Origin of the sequence: Moorena sp. SIO3A2, from assembly GCF_010672265.1 — a bacterium.
In the GTDB taxonomy this organism is placed as follows: domain Bacteria; phylum Cyanobacteriota; class Cyanobacteriia; order Cyanobacteriales; family Coleofasciculaceae; genus Moorena; species Moorena producens.
In genome coordinates this window covers 198,631-216,693 of record NZ_JAAHHC010000011.1, presented here as the reverse complement: position 1 = coordinate 216,693, position 18,063 = coordinate 198,631, and the positions used below count along the sequence as shown (strand labels likewise).

Here is an 18,063-nt window from a genome sequence, read left to right as displayed (position 1 = left end):
TTCTGTGTTTTCATCCTAAGGTGGGCAGTGCCTAGGCCGTGTTTTCAAAGTTTTCCGCAAGATTTAGATCCCCCCCAACCCCCCGCGCGGAAGGGGGGAGCCATTCTCAAAGTCCCCCTTTTTTAAGGGGGATTTAGGGGGATCTCCGAGTTTGAAAACACGCCCTAGTAATGCTATGGCTTGGTGAATTGGTCTGGTTCACTGCCCACCCTACATCAATTGTGATTAATCGTTTGGTGGGCAGTGGCTAGCCATGGGCTATGGCTTGGTGAATCGGTCTGGTTCACTGCCCACCCTACATCAACTATGCCAGGATTTTCTGAAGAAATTTCATAGTGATTAAATAGGTTGGCTTCACACCTGTTGTTCCCAATCCCCCGGAAGCTAAGGTGCTGCCAGTCAACAAGGGGTTATCAGAAGCATAGTAAGCATAACGCAGCTTTACCTTATCATCAATACTTTTACGGATCATAGAAGCAGCTTGAATTGCCTTTTGTAAGTGTGCTCCTTCCATCTCCAAGCCAATCACATTCCAAGATGAACTTTTGAAGTAAGCTAAAATATCAGAGTTTTGCAAAGAGGTTCCCATTACTGTCACCAACGCTCCTTCATAAATGGGAATTCCATCATCTTTAAAATCCTCACTCTTTAGCTCATTAACAAAAGGATAATTATCCGCTGTCCCCTCAAAAATGTGTGCCGTTGGTAGCATTAAATCTCCCTTTTCTCCCACCAATATTCCCGCTTTTCCCATTACCGAAATCGACTTCACATTAAGTTTTTTGGAGTGCCCGCTGGTTTGATAAGGTTTGAGTAATTCATCCATAATCTCAAACGCTTGTTCCCCAAAGGCATAATCCATTACCAAGATAACTGGCTTTTCTTGTTCAATTATGTTAGGATTAATTGGTAATTCAGGGGAAAGCAAAGGGAGGGGTAACATAGCAGTATCAAAAATTTGCACGTGGATATTTGTCCCAGCTCGATCGGCCAGATAAAACATCCCGTTTTGCAAGGCAAACTCCCTAACCTCTTGGTTTAGGTGGGCGTTTTCTGGCAAACTTAACTCACGGGCAATTTCCTCAATTTTTTTGTCCTGTCCCAAGGTTGGTTTCAGTGCTGATGGCGCAAATAAGCAATTCATCACGCTATGCAAATTCGCACTAATAATATGGAGTGGGCGCTCCCATAAATTGTTTTCTAACAGAAAGCCTTTAACATCACTGGCCCACTGCGCCCCGTGGATATGATGTCCAATCCGCTCCCGGAGTGTGGAACTGAAAGTAATTTTGCGATCGCGTTGGGATTGGACTTCTTCCATCGCCACTCGACCCAGCCAATAAATAATATCAAATAGACCATTATTATCAGATCTTCCCTGAGCAAGGCGATGGTAAGCGTGTTTGGTTTCTTCAAACGTGCGTCCTAAAAGAGTACTTAAGTAAGAAAAAGCTCGATGCTGGACTTCCAGGTCTTCTGACACCAACGACTTAGGATTATCCGGGGATTGTTGACCTGTAACCATTTCTTCGAGCTTTATCCACTCTCGTGTTGGTTGACCTTCCTCCAGAGCATGGTCTCTAATTTTATTAGCTTCGATATAAATAAAAGTCAGATGGGTAAGAATGTCATAAATCTCGCTACGCCCTCGGGTAATTTCGATCAGCATCGTTTCTTCATCAATGCGGTAGCAATTACGGCGACGTTTAGCAGGAACAATTGTCTCAAATCCTGATTGACTATACCCTTCTGCCGCCACCAGTTTCACAAAACGACACATTTCCATGCCGCAGGGTAAGCGATCGATAACATAAACTAGACCATTCAATTCCACTTTCTGTGGGTCAGCAATGGAGCCATAAATTTCTGGTTGCAAAGTCAGCAACGCTTGCCTCAACGCTGCACCAGAAGCACCCCCCGGCTTGTAGTATCCTCGGATAAATAGATGTCGCATGATCACATAAATCCGTTCGATAGCAGCCCGAGATTCTTGAGCGCGAGTTCTTGGCGGAACCGGAATAGTCATACAGAGGCTCTGTTACGATTGCTAGGAATGATATCAAGTATAGTTGGGTCAATTACCCATTACCCATTACCCATTACCCATTACTTAATGAATTGCTGTCTGTTCGTGCTGCTTCAAATCCTGCACCTGTTGTTCCAAAGTAGCAATGCGGTCTATCAATGTCCGAATTAGCTTGGCCTCTACATCGGGCAGTTTGTCCTGTGCCAGGATAGCAAAAGAGTACTTCTAGCCAATTTCGGGCAGCGGGGTCTCTTGTGAAAATAACGTCGATATCTGCCCAAAGGGTTTGCCACCAACCAAAAGCCAGGGAGGAAGTAGTAGACCTAGAAGAAGCATCAGATGGTGCAGCGGGGTTTGTTGGTACATCAACGGTTTGGGATTTGCTACTGATGTCTTGGCTTCTAGTAAACGTAATAGGTTGTAGCATTGACATGTCTCCTGAATGACTATGACTTCCTGAGCTTTTGAGAATTATTTCGGGATTTAAGCAGGTGCATCTCATTAAAGCTGTTTTACTCGGTGGTGCGTTACGGGCAGCAACCTAACCGTGGTTACCGAGAAAATCCTCGGCCCCCCTAACGCACCCTACGCAAAATTTTCAAATATGAGATGCACCCATTGAACCAGGGGTGATTGGATCAAATCACGGTATTTTTTGACCATTTAGTCAAAAAATGACCAAAAAAAATTTTGCTACCTCTGAACCGATTATTCGAGTACAGACAAAGCTACCTCCAGAATGTCATCTAGATAAGAACAACTTGGATGTATTTTACCTCGGACATTGAATCCCAATATAACATGATGTAGAAAGCGAGCGAGTTGACGTGGATTAGCCTCCCTTGGCAACTCCTGAGCGGCTACAGCCCTCTCTAATGCCCGCTCCAAGGCTTTGTCCACCTGCCGGGTTAGGCACTGAACCATCTTAGCCACTGCTGGGTCATGGGGAGCCAACTCCATCATGGTATTGGCCATCATACACCCACGATATTTGGGACAGATAGCCTCAGAAGCCAACCCTCTGATTAGATTACGGATGTTTTCTAAGGGAGAGCCCGGTTCATTCAACCGTTGCTCAATGCAGCAGACTACGGTTTGTCCATAGTGCTGTACTGCCTCCAAAAACAGAGAATGTTTACTACCAAAGGTGTTGTACAGGCTTTGGCGTTGGATGCCCATGTGCTTGAGCAGGTCATTGAGCCCGGTAGCATTGTAGCCTTTAGACCAGAACAAGTCCATAGCTTTTTCTAGGGCTTCTTCCCGGTCGAACTCTAGCTTTCTTCCAACCATAGTTTTAGGTTAGCACAATTTTGACTATTGGGACTTAGACAAAAATCAAGCCCAAATATACCCCAAAGTGGCTTGATAAGAGGCAAATACCTCCTGATGGTAGGTAAGCCAATTAAAGAACCGGAAAGACATTGCAGTACGATTTGCATCCATTGCTTCTGTAAAGGTGTTCATTCGCGTAGGGTGGCCTTTGGCCAAGGTTTATTAGCCCATTGCCTTCTTAACCCCCCAGTAATTTGATGCCAAATGATAAAATTATAAGCACAATAAACTAAAAGAAAATGCCTTAGTAAACTGCGTTTATTCCTCACTTGATATTTTCGTAAACCTAACCAGCCTTTAGCTTCACGATAGAAGACTTCAATCCAATTCCTTTGAGAATAAGTTTGAACTATCCACTCTGGGTTTACTATTGATGACTCTACGTTAGTCATAAAGTAGTCGATATCTGGGCGTTGCTGATTCTGGGTATGGTTTTGCCCCCCTAGCCCCCCAATTTTGCGGTGCGACCCGTGGCGAATTTAATTCGCCGACGGAAAGCGCACCGGTGGGGGAATAAGACTTTCTTGCGTCCCCCAGCGAGGGATTGCTCGCTGGGGGACCCACGGGGGCTTGACCAAAACCAGATGATCGCGTATTCATTCCTTGATTCAGCAACGCCGATATCTGAGGCTCCTGGTGCTGAGTTGGCATTCATGACGATAGCAAAACTCTTTTCTCCTTCATTAGCTGAGATTTTCCCGGTGAAGGTAGCTACCCAAAGGGTTTTCGGCTTTTTTAGATTGAGTTTAACCGGAGTTAAGTCCTCTTTTGATAGGGACGCGCGCTAACTCGTCTAATCGAATTTATTGTTCTGTTTCTGTCCTTGACTCGGTTTTTATTATTACTTTGAGGCGCGACCCAAGGGCAGTTTACCTGCCCATTGGAACGCGCGCCTCTTCGGTTTTTGGCCAACCCTACTAAGAGGTTGTCTGAGAAGTCTCATTTGCTACATCAAAGCCCCCTAAATCCCCCAATTTTGGGGGACTTTTAGCCGCAAATTGATTCTTGTTCCCCCCAGAATTGGGGGGCTAGGGGGGCAAAATTCAGTATCAAAAAACTTGGGAGATATCCTCTAAATAGTTCAATCGTCTTTTTTCCAATTCTTTCACTAATGTTGAGTTATTCCCATACCCAGTATCAGTTAGTACCACTCCCGGTTTATATCCTCTGCTTAGACTTCTATCTACTAACTCTCAAGCGAGTTCAGGTTTATTTTTAAATTATTCGTCTTTTTTTCCTGAGGGCAATGAATTAGCGTGTTGGGACAACTCTATGTCTAATGGTAGGCTTTTTTTCGTCATACAGATGAGTGTAACCCATGACTATTCCATTGTCTGTTTTGCCAATTTCACCAATATACTGTCGGACAACGACCTTAGTAAAGTTACCACTTTTTCTATGCCCCGAATCATCAATAATTAAGTTTAATCCTCGTCTGATTTTTGTTTGGGAACACTTATGCATAATTTGTAACCGACGTTCATTCACCTCCTGGTATGACCGAAGACCCTGAGGGCGCAAGCCCCTGGATTCTATCCCGGAGACGAAACCTTAGGAGAGTGGAGCCTTTATGGTTGGCAGGCTATGCATAAAAAGGTTAAAACTTATTGATTAGCGATGCAGCNCTCCTGTTCTGACGACTCCCGATTCCCGATTCCCGATTCCCGACTCCCGATTCCCGATTCCCGACTCCCGATTCCCGATTCCCGATTCCCGACTCCCGATTCCCGATTCCCGACTCCCGATTCCCGATTCCCGACTCCCGATTCCCGATTCCCGATTCCCGATTCCCGACTCCCTCAAAATTTTTTTACAAAACTTTTCAAAATATGCTATAATATAATATTTTTTGTGCTACAATAAAATTGCCCACTTTAAAATTAACGGCAAGAGCCAGCCTACGGATATTCCTCAGGCCAAGGCTGGCTCTGGCTCCCACTTAAAGGAGATACACTCATTATGTACTATGGTCGAAGCCTATACCCATGGGTACTGGTGAGGCTATTGCCACCCATGCCACCAGTCGTTTTCGCTCGGTTTGACAAACTTTGTGATGCTAAAAGCTATGTGCAGGCTCTGAAGCGGCTCATGCCTGATGCTAAGTTCGTTATTTTTTTGGATATCAGTCTGCCGATGGATCAATAAGAATAGGGAGTTAAGGAATCAATAGGAGTAGAGTGGGCATCCTGCCCGCTCGAAAATATATTGAAACTGGCAAGATGCCAGTTCTACGCAAGATGCCCGTTCTAGGCAAGATGCCAGTTCTAGGCAAGATGCCAGTTCTACGCAAGATGCCAGTTCCACGCAAGATGCCCGTTCTACGCAAGATGCCGGTTCCACAAAACTTTTAAAATCATTCCATTATTCACCCCCACACTAGGTTGTGGCAAAGTGCTCCCGCAGCAAATCGTGGATGAATCGATAGCGTCCACCCACTTGCTTGATCAGGCGGCGTTCTGTGGCATAGCTCAGGAAATCAGCGTAATTCCAGGGGATTGAACCACTGCGCCAGAGAATGAGGCGGAGGACGAAGTGCTGAATGACGGGTTTGCCAGGAACTAAAAAGCAAAAGAACATTGCCATCCCAGAAGCACCAATTAACGGTCTGATTGGTTCAACATTCTCTGCCGGAACTAGATTAAGTGATACAGACAGCAAGAAAGTTCCAGCAAAAATAATTAAACTAAGAATAACGGTATTTTTAGCAGATTCTTTAATACCCTGATTGGGTTTTTTTCTGTTTTTTATTTCTTCTCCAGTCAGCTCAAAACTCAGCCCATCAAACAGCACTACCATCATAAAAAGTGACAGCCCAATAATCAGCCCAACAATCAGCCCAACAATCAGCCCAGCAATCAGCAAAGCAATCAGCCATTTAATCAGCCCAGTTATTCCATTAATCACCCCTATATTCAGCCATTCATTTATTGCCAAAACAAGCCCAATAATCTGCCCAATAAACTGCCCAAAAATCAGACATTCAATCATTAGCTTCTGTTTTCCTTCTTTCCATGAAAATTTTATAGTTTCAAAAAGATTTATATTCTTCATGTCATCAGGATCATTAATTACCCCAGATTTTAGCGTAATATGCACAAATTCTATCACAAAAAGCAACCAAAAAAACAGCCCAAGAATAAGGCACACAATCAGATTAATAATCAGATTAATAATCATATTACCGTCACCAATCAGCCCATAGATCAGCCCATTGATCAGCCCAATTCCCAGCGATAAAATCAGCAATGTAATCAGCTTATACAACCACTTTTTTATGGGAGTATTCAACATATCGGGCTGCATCTTTTCAATCAAAAACTCGGTTTGTTGTCGCTCCTTCAATTGTTTAGCAAGCCAGCCTAACCAGCGCCTTGTTTCCTCTTCCGAATAACCTCGACGGTCATGGTTTTCCTCTAGTTTACGGTCAATGTAAGCCTCAAATAACTTTTGACGGCATTCGTTCTGATAGTCTTCCTTTGCTTGAGCATCCTTAAAATATTTCTTTACTGGCTTCAACAAATCTCTATCCCGATAAGCAACGGGAATTAAATGTAATAATAAGGGCATTCTTGCTAACTCTAGCAACCCATCTGAATCTTGCTGAATTCCTTGCCAGAGGCGACCCTTGAACCCGTTTAAATAATTTTCTATCTGCTGATCCGTCAAAGGTTGCAAACAGACTTCTCCGCGCATATCCAGAATTTGCTTATCGGCTTCGTACTCTTCTTTACGACAGCAAACCACAATTTGAGGAACGTGTTTGACAAACTGATTTAATTGCTGAACACATAACTTCTGTCGCTCTAAACCCAACTCATCCAAACCATCCAGAAGAGGTAACAACTGACCGGTGGTAATCCACTCTTGAGTAATGGCTTCGGGGAGATTATAACGAAACTTTAAATAAGCTGCTAACCATTCAGCAATGGGCTGGTTGTTATCTTTCCAATCAGAAAGTTCAGCTATAATTGGAATAGGTTGGTCTGGCTGCTGCTGAGCACGTGTAATTAAATCCTTGGCCAAATCCAACAGCATGGTGGTTTTTCCAGAACCAGGCGCACCAAGAATCAACAGTTTCCCGTCAATATGGTTTTGGTTAAATACCTCAATAAGCCTTTGACCTGGTTCAGACTCCGTAGTTACTCGCCAAAACTTGGGCAACCTTTTCAACCTTGGAGGAGAATTGCTAGGATTAACGGTAATTTTTTCTGGACGACCCACTTGCTCCCTGTGGTCTGCCATTACCAACTTAATCAAGTTGTCATTGTGCAGGGAGTCATCAAGGCGCATGTTAACCTCAGCTGCCATTGCTCCCAGCAAGTCCTTCCGCCATCGCTGTAAATTTGCCTTTGGAATTTTTCTAGATATTGTAGTTTTTAACAAATACCCAATTGTCGGTAGGGCAAATAAGTAACCAATACCTAAAATCCAGTAGACTTGTTGGAACCACTCGCTATTCTGTTGTGCGGATGGTTTAAAAACTAAATGTCCTCCTGCAAGAACTAAGACTCCATAAATTGTGCATAGAGCAATTACTATTATTCTCCGAAGGCGAGTATTTTGCTGGTCAAAGCGATTGATCAAAAGTGCGCCAAGAGAGGGAAGTAGTGCTAGTTCTACAACGAGTAGTATTTGAAGGACATTGGGATTGGTCAGAAGTTCAGCAAGGTTCATGTCTGAAGCGACCTCTGTTTTATCACTCTCTGAGATTTTAACCAATTAGCATCGAGAGAGCCAATAATATAGCAATTATATATGCCATGAAGTCCAAAGAGATCCCCCTAAATCCCCCTTATCAAGGGGGACTTTGAGGTTGAGAAGCGTACCTCATAAATCCTAGAAACGCTATATCAAGTCTGCTTGAATATCCATAATTAAGCAGAGGGTGGGGAGATGGGGAGATGGGGAGATTTTTATTAAGGATAATTATCCTGACTTGATATAAAAAATTAAATAGTCTAGGCAGTTTGATAAAACAGTGCAGTGAGCCAAGTGTAGTAAGTGGGGGGAGTGCGATCGCTTTCTAGATATAGATGGTCCGTTACATTTCACCGCGAAGCATCCTAAAAGTGCGATCGCACTTGGGGGGATTCCATAAAAGTCTGCCGATGGATCAATAAGAATAGGGAGTGTGGGAAGTGTGGTAAGTGTGGTGAGATCGGGGCGATCGATGTACTTATAGCAGAAGTCAGAAGTCAAACTCTTGCGCTTACTTAGGTTTGGACTTTTGTCATGTCCTAACTGCTCTGTCTTGATGCAGTCGCTCATGGGGGAAACCCCCAAGACCGCGCTGCATCGCTGGCGACTGCTATAATTACAAAGGTGACATGGTTCCACACTCTCAACACTAGGTTGTGGCAAAGTGCTCTCGCAGCAAATCGTGGATGAATCGATAGCGTCCACCGACTTGCTTGATCAAGCGGCGTTCTGTGGCATAGCTCAGGAAATGGGCGTAATCCCAGGGGATTGAACCACTGCGCCAGAGAATGAGGCGGAGGACGAAATGCTGAATGACAGGTCTGCCAGCATATGAAAAGCCAATTAACATTGCCATCCCAGAAGCACCAATTAACATGCTGAGTAGTTTAACATTCTCTCCTGATACTAGATCAGGTAATACAAACAACAAGAAAGTTCCAGGGAAACTAATTATACTAAGAATAACGGTATTTTTAGCGGATTCTTTAATCCTCTGATTGGGTTTATTTCTGGTTTTTACTTCTTCTCCACTCAGACCTCTAATCAGCCCATAAAGCAGCCCTATAATTAGCCCTCTAATCAGCCCAACACTCAACCCAACACTCAGCCCATAAATTAGCCCAACACTCAGCCCATAAATCAGCCCATAAATCAGCTCTTCAATTATTTTTTTTCTGTCTTTCCATGAAAGTGTAATAGTTTTAGAAAGATCTACTTTATTAAAAAATCGCCCATAAATTACCCCATAAAATAGCCCAAGACTCAGATCAAAAATCATTGAAAAAATCAGCCCATAAACCAGCCCAAGACTCAGCTGATACAAACCCTTTTTTCGGGATTTATTCAACATATCAGGCTGCATTTTTTCAATCCAAAACTCCGTTTGTTTTTCCTCCTTCAATCCTTTAGCAAGCCAGCCTAACCAGCGCCTTGTTTCCTCTTCTGAATAACCTCGACGGTTATGGGATTCCTTTAGTTTACGGTCAATGTAATCCTGAAATAACTTTTGACGGCATTGGTTCTGATAGTCTTCCTTTGCTTTAGGATCCTTAAGCTCTCTCTCTACTGGCTTCAACCCATCGGGATAAGCAACGGGAATCAAGTGCAATAGCAAGGGCATTCTGGCTAACTCTAGCAATCCCTCTGAATCTTGCTGAATTCCTGGCCAGAGTTGCTGACAGTTTAACCCCTTTAAATAAGCTTCAATCTGCTGATCGCTCAAAGGTTGCAAACAGACTGCTCCCCGCATCTCCAGAATTTGCTCACCGGCTTTGTATTCTTCTTCACGACAGCAGACCACAATTTGAGGAACATCTTTGAGAAACTGATTTAATTGCTGAATACATAACCTTTGCCGCTCTAAACCCAACTCATCCAAACCATCCAGAAGAGGTAACAACTTACCGGTGGTAATCCACTCCTGAGTAATCTCTTTGCGGAGATTATAACGAAAATTTAAATTAGCCACCAACCATTCAGCAATTGGCTGCTTATTATCTTTCCAATCAGAAAGTTCAGCAATAATTGGAATTGGTTGGTTTTCCTGCTGCTGGGCACGTGTAATTAAATCCTTGGCCAAATCCAACAGCATGGTGGTTTTTCCAGAACCAGGCGCACCAAGAATCAACAGTTTCCCGGCAATATCTTCTTGGTTAAATACCTCAATAACCTTTTGACCTGGTTCAGACTCTGTAGTTACTCGACGAAACTTGAGCAACTGTTTCCACCATGGAGGAGAATTGCTAGGATTCACAGTAATTTTTTCTGGACGACCCACTTGCTCTCTCTTGTCTGCCATTACCAACTGAATCAAGTGGTGATTGTGCAGGGAGTCATCAAGGCGCATGTTAACTTCAGCTGCCATTGCTCCGAGCAAATCCCTGCGCCATCGCTGTAACTTTGCCTGTGGAATCTGTCTAGAGATTTGAGTTTGCTTTCCTGGCCTAGTTGTCAGCAAATACCAAATTGTAGGTAAGACGAAGAGGTAACCAATACCTAAAATCCAGTAGACTTCTTGGAACCACTGGGTATCCTGTTCTGCTGATTTTTGAGAAACTAAATTTTCTGCTTGATGAGCTAAGAATACATAAACTATTACGCATACAGCAATTACTAGAATTTTGCGAAAGAGAGTTTTTGGCTGCTCAAAGCGATTGTTCAAAAGTCCGAGAATACAGATAAGTAGTCCTAGTAGTAACTGGAGTAGTCTTTGAAGGACGTTGGGATTGGTCAGATATTCAGCAAGGTTCATCTCTGAAACAACCTCTGTTTTATGAATCTATGAAATTTTAACGAATTGCTATCGATATAGCCAAGTAAAAATCAAATAGTGCGATCGCTTTCTAGCTATAGATGGTGCGTTACATTTCACCGCGAAGCACCCTACGCACTCACGCCAACAGCTATCAGCTATCACCATCATCGAGCAATTGTTGATGATTTTCTAGTTCCAAGATGTCTTCTCGATTGACAACTTCATCACTAATTTCAAGGATAGAATCTGCTGAGGAAAGCTTGTTGTTGAGCAGATTTTTAATTTCTGTTTCACCCATAGACATTCCTTCCTCAAAGAACCGTTGACTGCTATTGGTACTATCAACAAAGAAGCCACGTGACTGTTGGGGCAATTTGAAGTCAGAGGGCAATGACTGAGCCTGGACATTAGAGACGATGCCAGCAGTTAAGGCTAGGGCTGTCAAGGCTAGGCTTGTCTGTTTCCCAAACCTAGGAAGGATCTTAGTTAGGGTCGGTTTCATGATGTGACATTAATTTTGTGCACCTACTTAAAAATCCAAGTATTTGGCTAGCCATTCCGGAATCTAGTTATAAAAATACAAATTCAAGTAGGGTGGGCAAAGTTCTCTGATTAAAGTAGGGTGGGCAAAGTAAGATTATCTATAAGAGTAATTTGAACGCAACGGTTTTTGCCCACCCTACAACTACAACTAGTAGGGTGGGCAAAGTAAGATTATCTAGAAGACTCAAAAGAACGAAACGGTTTTTGCCCACCCTACAACTACAACTAGTAGGGTGGGCAAAGTAAGATTATCTAGAAGACTCAAAAGAACGCAACGGTTTTTGCCCACCCTACAACTACAACTAGTAGGGTGGGCAAAGTAAGATTATCTAGAAGACTCAAAAGAACGAAACGGTTTTTGCCCACCCTACAACTACAACTAGTAGGGTGGGCAAAGTAAGATTATCTAGAAGACTCAAAAGAACGCAACGGTTTTTGCCCACCCTACAACTACAACTAGTAGGGTGGGCAAAGTAAGATTATCTAGAAGACTCAAAAGAACGAAACGGTTTTTGCCCACCCTACAACTACAACTAGTAGGGTGGGCAAAGTAAGATTATCTAGAAGACTCAAAAGAACGCAACGGTTTTTGCCCACCCTACAACTACAACTAGTAGGGTGGGCAAAGTAAGATTATCTAGAAGACTCAAAAGAACGAAACGGTTTTTGCCCACCCTACAACTACAACTAGTAGGGTGGGCAAAGTAAGATTATCTAGAAGACTCAAAAGAACGAAACGGTTTTTGCCCACCCTACAACTACAACTACTAGGGTGGGCAAAGTAAGATTATCTATAAGAGTAATTTGAACGCAACGGTTTTTGCCCACCCTAGAACTACAACTACTAGGGTGGGCAAAGTAAGATTATCTAGAAGACTCAAAAGAACGAAACGGTTTTTGCCCACCCTACAACTACAACTAGTAGGGTGGGCAAAGTTCTCCTAGAAGACTCAAAAGAACGAAACGGTTTTTGCCCACCCTACAACTACAACTAGTAGGGTGGGCAAAGTAAGATTATCTAGAAGACTCAAAAGAACGAAACGGTTTTTGCCCACCCTACAACTACAACTAGTAGGGTGGGCAAAGTAAGATTATCTAGAAGACTCAAAAGAACGAAACGGTTTTTGCCCACCCTACAGGCTTAAATAGACTCCAAGTATTTTGCTAGCAATTCCGGAATATAGTCATAGCCATCTACGCCAATGACAGGAATAATTTTTGACCGTTGCTGTGCCAAAAGGGTTTGGAAGCCTTCTTGCCCCATTTGTCCTTGCAAAATACTTAACAAACCGGCTGGTTTGCGCCAATCTTCAGACCCAATTTGCTCTAATAGATAGGCTCCTAAACTAGCGGTGTAAATCACTTTCTGCCAATCTTGCTGGCTGTAGCAAGCTTGGGCTAGGTAGGCCAAATTCACGCCTTGTAAGTACAAATCCCCAGAAAATTGGGCGGCTTGCCAGCCTTGTTCTAAAAATGCGATCGCTTTTTGATACTGCTCAACTACGACATGGGCAATTCCCAAACTACTGAAACACAAGGCTTTACTTTGCCCGACCCCATAACTCCCTGCTGGAGAATCCCCTAATCGTTCTAACAATAATCGACCTTGTTCTAGATAGTTAATGGCACTTTCATACACCTCTAGTTCTGCTTGTTGGCTATCCTGAGCTTGAAACACTTCACTGTAGCCGAAATTCACTAAAGCATTAGCTTCCCCTAACCGGTCTCCAGCTTGACGAGCCAGTATTAATGCTCGTTGACTATAGTTAATGGCATCAGCATAATTCTCTTGCTCGACACAAATCCGACTGAGGTGATTGAAATTAGCAATTTCACACAATCTATCCCCAGCCTCACGGGCAATATCTAAGGCTTGCTGATGGAAGTTATTGGCTCGATCATAGGCTCCTTGAGACCAAAGGGAATAACCCAACAAGGTTAGAATCCGGGCTTTCTCCTCGGTTCGGTCTACTTGCCGCAGGGGTTCATCTAGGTAATTCAGGGCATCTTGGAGATAGTTGCCGCTAAAGTTAGCAAACACACCACCGTAGAGGGGGAAGTAGTCCCGTTGGGCAAAGGTGCGCAGAATTTGCAGACAAACCTGAAAACAGCCATTTGCGATCGCGTAGCGGCTCGTACCGAGCATCGCATTGCCGTTGCTACTACTTGCTGTCTGGTTCAAAACATTAGCTAACCTAGACCAAATGACAGCAAATATGATAAAGGTAGAAATCGATAACTTTGCTCCCATCTTGGAGTCATATACCATTTTATCGAACCAATTCACCAGTCCTCGCTGCAAGCACTGGAGAATCACAGCCAATTCCACCCAAGCCTCTAGTTCCAAACTGGGCTGAGTATCTGCCCATTCATGGAAGGATTGATTTAGCGCTAGAGTTTGAAATAAAGACTGGGGTAACGGGCTATCGACCTTTTTCCCCCACAGCCCCCAAGGGCCACGCTGTTCCGGAGTACCCTCAAATCCCAGTGAGCCTCGACTTTGGTCATAAATCCAACTGACTAGATAATCTTCCAAGCGTTGCCAAGATGCCAAACCCGCCGTAATCCCAGCCGCCAGTTGTCCAAGGTCTCTAGCAGTATCAGATTCAGAAGCTTGTTGTGCCTGTTGCTTTAGGGGTTTAGCCAGGCTCGCCAGTTGTTGTAAAGTTAGCGGTGGTTGTTGATTGGGGTCAATCACTCGCAATAAAGCCGTAAAGCGCTCAGCCGGTTCAGCAGTAGTAATGGATTGAATAGCGCTAGTGATAGTTTCAGAAACTCGGTTTTCTTCCTGCCACTGTTCCCATTCACCACGAATCGTATTAAGCGCCCTGAGTTTCCGAATTGCTTTGGCTTGCTTCAACTCACTTTTAGGATTATCTATTTCTGCCTGAGTCATATCGAAGCGCTGATCAAGGCAACGTTCAAAAATTTCCCCGGTGCCAACCTGAACACCCGCCACCAACATCTGATAGACCTGGGATTTAGAACGGATCTTCCCCTTCAGGGTAGTTTTGACAATGTCATCGATTAATTCAAAATAGCGATCGCCCAATCCCATCTCGTTAGACATAAACCTTTTGCCTGATTAGTGCCGACTTTCCTCAAAAATAGCTCAAAATCAGAATAGACTTCTGGCAAGTCTAGTTAACCGTCAACTTGACATCCTCCCGCCGCTAAATCTGGCGATTATAGCGGGGGATTCCTAAGACTCACGACTTAGGTTTCTGCTTCCTTCTCCCTTTTTGGGAGTTTTTCGCACCCGCCTTCCGAGACTTACTCTGTTCAGGTCTTATGGTCGCTCCACAGACTGACACGGCAAGCCCTGCCGCCAAAATATTAATTGATGCGTTAATATCGCGATCGTGGTGAGTGTTACACAATGGACAATCCCACTCTCGGATGCTTAGAGGTAAAGATTCGACGCGATTGAGGCATACAGAACACAACTTACTACTGGGAAACCATCTGTCAATAGAAACAGCTTTACGGTTGTACCACTCTGACTTGTACTTGACCTGACGGATTATTTCTGCCCAATTTGCATCACTGATTACCTGAGCTAGTTTGTGATTTTTGACCATGTTTTTTACAGCTAAGTCCTCAAACGCAATCAATTGGTTTTCTGAGACCAGTTGAGTAGTTAGCTTGTGAGTAAAATCTCTTCTAGCGTCTTTGATTTTTGCGTGTACCCTGGCAACCTTTAACCTGGCTTTGTTACGATTGTTAGATCCCTTCTGTTTTCGCGACAAAGCTTTTTGGTATTTAGCCAGTTTTTTCTTTAGCTTTTTGAAATGCTTGGGGTTGGCAATTTTATCCCCGTCACTGGTTGTAATTAGACTGGTAATTCCTAGATCAAAGCCAACTCGTTTATCCGTTGGGGGCAAACTCAAGTCTCTATGGTCATGAAACCTGATTGAGATATGCCAACGATTGGACGGATCTAAACTAATTGTAACGGTACTTGGATTGCAGTTTGCAGGTAACTGACGACTCCACCGAATAGGCAAAGGTTCTTTGCATTTAGCCAAATAGATCTGGCCATCCTTCCATTTAAATGCAGATTTGGTGAATTCTGCACTACCACCATTCCGCTTTTTCTTGAAGTTTGGATATTTAGTGCAACCCGCAAAGAAGTTCGTAAAAGCAGTTTGAAGGTGTCTTAATCCCTGTTGAAGTGGAACACAACTGACTTCATTTAAAAATAATAAGTCATCCTGTTTTTTCCACTCTGTCAACATTGAGGAAGTTTCTTTATAGCTGATCCGTTTTTGGTGTTCATACCATCCTTTCGTCCTAGCGTCTAAAGCTTTGTTGTAAACAAGCCTTACACAACCTAGAGTTCTCCTCAACAGATTCTCCTGTTCAGGGGTTGGGTAAAAACGGTAACGGTAAGCTTTTTCATTCATGCTCACATTTTAAGCTGTTCCGTGTGAAATGTCAAGTGGACACAATTCCTGAGGGGCTGTGTGCGGAACCTGCGTCCGCACTTTATAAGCCCCGTCTCCCGCTAACCCTTCGGGTATAACGGGAGTCTCCTTGCTCTTAAGGATGATTCGGCAATGTTACAGTAAACAAAGTCCCCTTACCCAACTCAGACTTAACTTTGATCGTTCCTTGATGAGCTTCGAGAATTCGTTTGGAAAGATATAGTCCTAAACCACTACCTGAGCGTTTGTGGCTACCCTGGCGAAACCGTTCAAACAACTGTTTTTGGTCTTCTGGGGATATACCAAAACCAGTATCTTCCACCTCAATCACCACCCACGTCTGATGCCCTTCACTAGTGTTGGGACTATTCCTCAGACGAACCGTCACAGAACCATTGTCAGTGAATTTAATGGCATTTCCTACCAAATTGGTGAACAATCGGTGCAATTCTAAGCGATCGCTCATCACTATGGAGTTAAGCTGATTCGCGCTCTGATAGTCCAAAGACAGTTTTTTATCACGAGCTAGGGCAGACAGTTCTTGGATGACTTCCTCAATAACCTGTTGTACAGGAATGGCAGAGAAAGACAAATACTTCCGACCGGCTTCATAGCGATAGACTTCTAGTAACGTATTCACCATAGTCAGCAAATTGTGGTTACTGCGAGTCATGGTGACTATGGCTTCCAGGACTGGAGGGGGAATTTCTCCCAAAGCTCCCTGCTGCATCAGGTTTAGGATGCGATCTGCTGCTACTAAAGGGGTGCGCAAGTCATGGGTAAGCCGAGAGACAAAATCTTCTCGTTGCCGAGCAATTTCGTCCCGTTCATCCACACTATGTTTGAGGCGCAAAAGCGATCGCACTCTGGCCAGCAATTCATCTACTTCTACTGGTTTACGAATAAAATCATCCGCCCCCATATCCAGTCCTTTGACCACACTGGGATGATCATAAGCGGTGATCAACAAAATTGGTATAAACGGTAACTTGGGATTGGAGCGGATGCGCTTGGTTACTTCAAAGCCATCCATTTCTGGCATCATCACATCCAATAGCACCAATTCCGGCGGAGATATCTCTATTTGCTCTAGGGCAACCCGACCATTCTCGGCCAAACTCGTCTCGTACCCCTCTTCTTCTAAAAGCGTCTGCAGTAGAAACAAGTTGTCAGGGGAATCATCGACAGCCAAAATCTGATCTTTTTTGGAAGGGCGGGTTAGAGGTAAAGCATTCATTGAATCTTTTGTTGGTAAGTCAGAAGTGGAAACCCCTGTCATTGATGTATGGGGAGCGGGCTAATTAGTGGGTCGGCAAACCATTGCACACAGCCCCTCAGCAACTTCCCCCTTACACAAACAGCAGCCTGAGTTCGCTTCATTATGGCAAATTGGGCTTTACAGGCAAAGAAAAAATTGCCAATAGCCAAGGTCGTTGAAACCCTTAGGGATTAAAGGCTTAGTCCAATTGTTAATTTTCCTTGTTTCTCACCGCCACTATGCAGCGCGTTTCAATTTTTGTAAACTGGAAGGAATGGTTTGAGTTAGATCATAATTTTTTGTAAATTATTCTGGTAACCTATGTGCGACTATGGTAATATCAGCAGCTTATAAAGCTACATTTGCTGCACCAGTCAAAGCTCCTGAACGCTCTGGTCAAGTTACCCGAAAGCCTTATCCCAAATATAAGGTAATTGTGTTAGACGATGATTTTAACACGTTTCAGCATGTTCACGACTGTCTGGTCAAGTATATCCCTGGGATGACAAATGATCACGCCTGGGAGCTCACCCATCAAGTTCACAACGAAGGTCAAGCCATTGTTTGGGTCGGTCCCCAGGAACAAGCGGAACTCTACCACCAACAGCTTTCTCGTGCTGGCTTAACCATGGCTCCCTTGGAGGCTACATAGTATTATGAGCCAACCCAAAGACGGCAGACTGGTTTGGAATCACTCTACCCACATTCAGGGTCTCATTCCAGTTCTCCAACGACTCACCGATTACCCAGGTATTCAAACCATTACCCCTGCTGTCCTTGGGCGGGCAAGAAGTCACTGTCCTAAATTACAGTTAAAAGTATCAGTGCCAATTCGTGGGGGATTCAAGGTGATTGCTAGGTCTGGTAAAAGCTTTCAAGAGGTGTTCATCCTCACCAACTTGAGTAAAGTGGAATTAGAAAAAGCGATCGCTCAATCACTAAAACGATAAGTAGATAGAATTTAGAATTTAGAATTTAGAATTTAGAATTTAGTTGTAGGGTGGGCATTGCTTGAAATCAACCC

At 43.8% G+C, this 18,063-nt stretch carries 14 protein-coding genes and 3 pseudogenes; 3 read left to right on the top strand and 14 right to left on the bottom strand.

What is annotated here, in order from left to right; genetic code table 11:
• Positions 1-304 precede the first annotated feature (304 nt).
• The 6 genes and pseudogenes from F6K64_RS14810 to F6K64_RS14785 form a co-directional block, all read right to left on the bottom strand.
• The gene (locus F6K64_RS14810; protein WP_287265699.1) at positions 305-2,026 is read right to left on the bottom strand and encodes a DUF6909 family protein; all 1,722 of its coding nucleotides are present in this window, start codon (positions 2,024-2,026) and stop codon (positions 305-307) included.
• Between the two features lie 202 nt (positions 2,027-2,228).
• Positions 2,229-2,333: pseudogene (locus F6K64_RS38905) on the bottom strand (serine O-acetyltransferase); the annotation flags it as partial.
• Between the two features lie 401 nt (positions 2,334-2,734).
• Positions 2,735-3,316 (bottom strand): TetR/AcrR family transcriptional regulator, encoded by a 582-nt coding sequence (locus F6K64_RS14800; RefSeq protein ID WP_008183453.1) that lies wholly within the window; start codon positions 3,314-3,316, stop codon positions 2,735-2,737.
• A 45-nt stretch (positions 3,317-3,361) separates the two neighbouring features.
• Positions 3,362-3,774, bottom strand: a pseudogene (locus tag F6K64_RS14795) (transposase); the annotation flags it as partial.
• Between the two features lie 26 nt (positions 3,775-3,800).
• On the bottom strand, positions 3,801-4,013 hold the full coding sequence (locus F6K64_RS14790; protein ID WP_287251826.1) for a hypothetical protein: 213 nt from the start codon (positions 4,011-4,013) through the stop codon (positions 3,801-3,803).
• 403 nt (positions 4,014-4,416) lie between these two features.
• Positions 4,417-4,858: pseudogene (locus F6K64_RS14785) on the bottom strand (transposase); the annotation flags it as partial.
• A gap of 459 nt (positions 4,859-5,317) precedes the next feature.
• Between F6K64_RS14785 and F6K64_RS14780 the strand changes: the two are divergent.
• On the top strand, positions 5,318-5,503 hold the full coding sequence (locus F6K64_RS14780; RefSeq protein ID WP_287265697.1) for a hypothetical protein: 186 nt from the start codon (positions 5,318-5,320) through the stop codon (positions 5,501-5,503).
• An 18-nt stretch (positions 5,504-5,521) separates the two neighbouring features.
• On the opposite strand, the gene F6K64_RS14775 is transcribed toward F6K64_RS14780, so the two are convergent.
• The 8 genes from F6K64_RS14775 to F6K64_RS14740 all read right to left on the bottom strand — a co-directional run bounded on the left by F6K64_RS14775 (position 5,522) and on the right by F6K64_RS14740 (position 17,018).
• Positions 5,522-5,698, bottom strand: coding sequence for a hypothetical protein (locus F6K64_RS14775; RefSeq protein ID WP_287265696.1), 177 nt, complete (start codon positions 5,696-5,698; stop codon positions 5,522-5,524).
• Positions 5,699-5,734: 36 nt separating this feature from the next.
• The gene (locus F6K64_RS14770) at positions 5,735-8,077 is read right to left on the bottom strand and encodes an NACHT domain-containing protein (RefSeq protein ID WP_287265695.1); all 2,343 of its coding nucleotides are present in this window, start codon (positions 8,075-8,077) and stop codon (positions 5,735-5,737) included.
• A 207-nt stretch (positions 8,078-8,284) separates the two neighbouring features.
• Positions 8,285-8,626: a hypothetical protein gene (locus tag F6K64_RS14765; protein ID WP_287265694.1), complete on the bottom strand. Its 342-nt coding sequence runs from the start codon at positions 8,624-8,626 to the stop codon at positions 8,285-8,287.
• Between the two features lie 79 nt (positions 8,627-8,705).
• Complete coding sequence (locus F6K64_RS14760; protein WP_287265693.1) at positions 8,706-10,808, bottom strand: NACHT domain-containing protein; 2,103 nt, start codon at positions 10,806-10,808, stop codon at positions 8,706-8,708.
• Positions 10,809-10,962: 154 nt separating this feature from the next.
• Positions 10,963-11,313: a hypothetical protein gene (locus tag F6K64_RS14755; protein WP_287265691.1), complete on the bottom strand. Its 351-nt coding sequence runs from the start codon at positions 11,311-11,313 to the stop codon at positions 10,963-10,965.
• Between the two features lie 1,182 nt (positions 11,314-12,495).
• Positions 12,496-14,424, bottom strand: a complete 1,929-nt coding sequence (locus F6K64_RS14750) for a tetratricopeptide repeat protein (protein ID WP_287265689.1) — start codon at positions 14,422-14,424, stop codon at positions 12,496-12,498.
• Positions 14,425-14,563: 139 nt separating this feature from the next.
• The gene (locus F6K64_RS14745; RefSeq protein WP_071105613.1) at positions 14,564-15,760 is read right to left on the bottom strand and encodes an RNA-guided endonuclease InsQ/TnpB family protein; all 1,197 of its coding nucleotides are present in this window, start codon (positions 15,758-15,760) and stop codon (positions 14,564-14,566) included.
• A gap of 136 nt (positions 15,761-15,896) precedes the next feature.
• On the bottom strand, positions 15,897-17,018 hold the full coding sequence (locus F6K64_RS14740; protein WP_287265687.1) for a sensor histidine kinase: 1,122 nt from the start codon (positions 17,016-17,018) through the stop codon (positions 15,897-15,899).
• A gap of 352 nt (positions 17,019-17,370) precedes the next feature.
• Here F6K64_RS14740 and clpS point away from each other — a divergent pair, with 352 nt between their 5' ends.
• Both clpS and F6K64_RS14730 read left to right on the top strand, forming a co-directional pair.
• Positions 17,371-17,691, top strand: coding sequence for an ATP-dependent Clp protease adapter ClpS (clpS, locus tag F6K64_RS14735; RefSeq protein WP_071105615.1), 321 nt, complete (start codon positions 17,371-17,373; stop codon positions 17,689-17,691).
• Positions 17,692-17,695: 4 nt separating this feature from the next.
• Positions 17,696-17,989 (top strand): DUF2103 domain-containing protein, encoded by a 294-nt coding sequence (locus tag F6K64_RS14730; RefSeq protein ID WP_008186027.1) that lies wholly within the window; start codon positions 17,696-17,698, stop codon positions 17,987-17,989.
• Positions 17,990-18,063 lie beyond the last annotated feature (74 nt).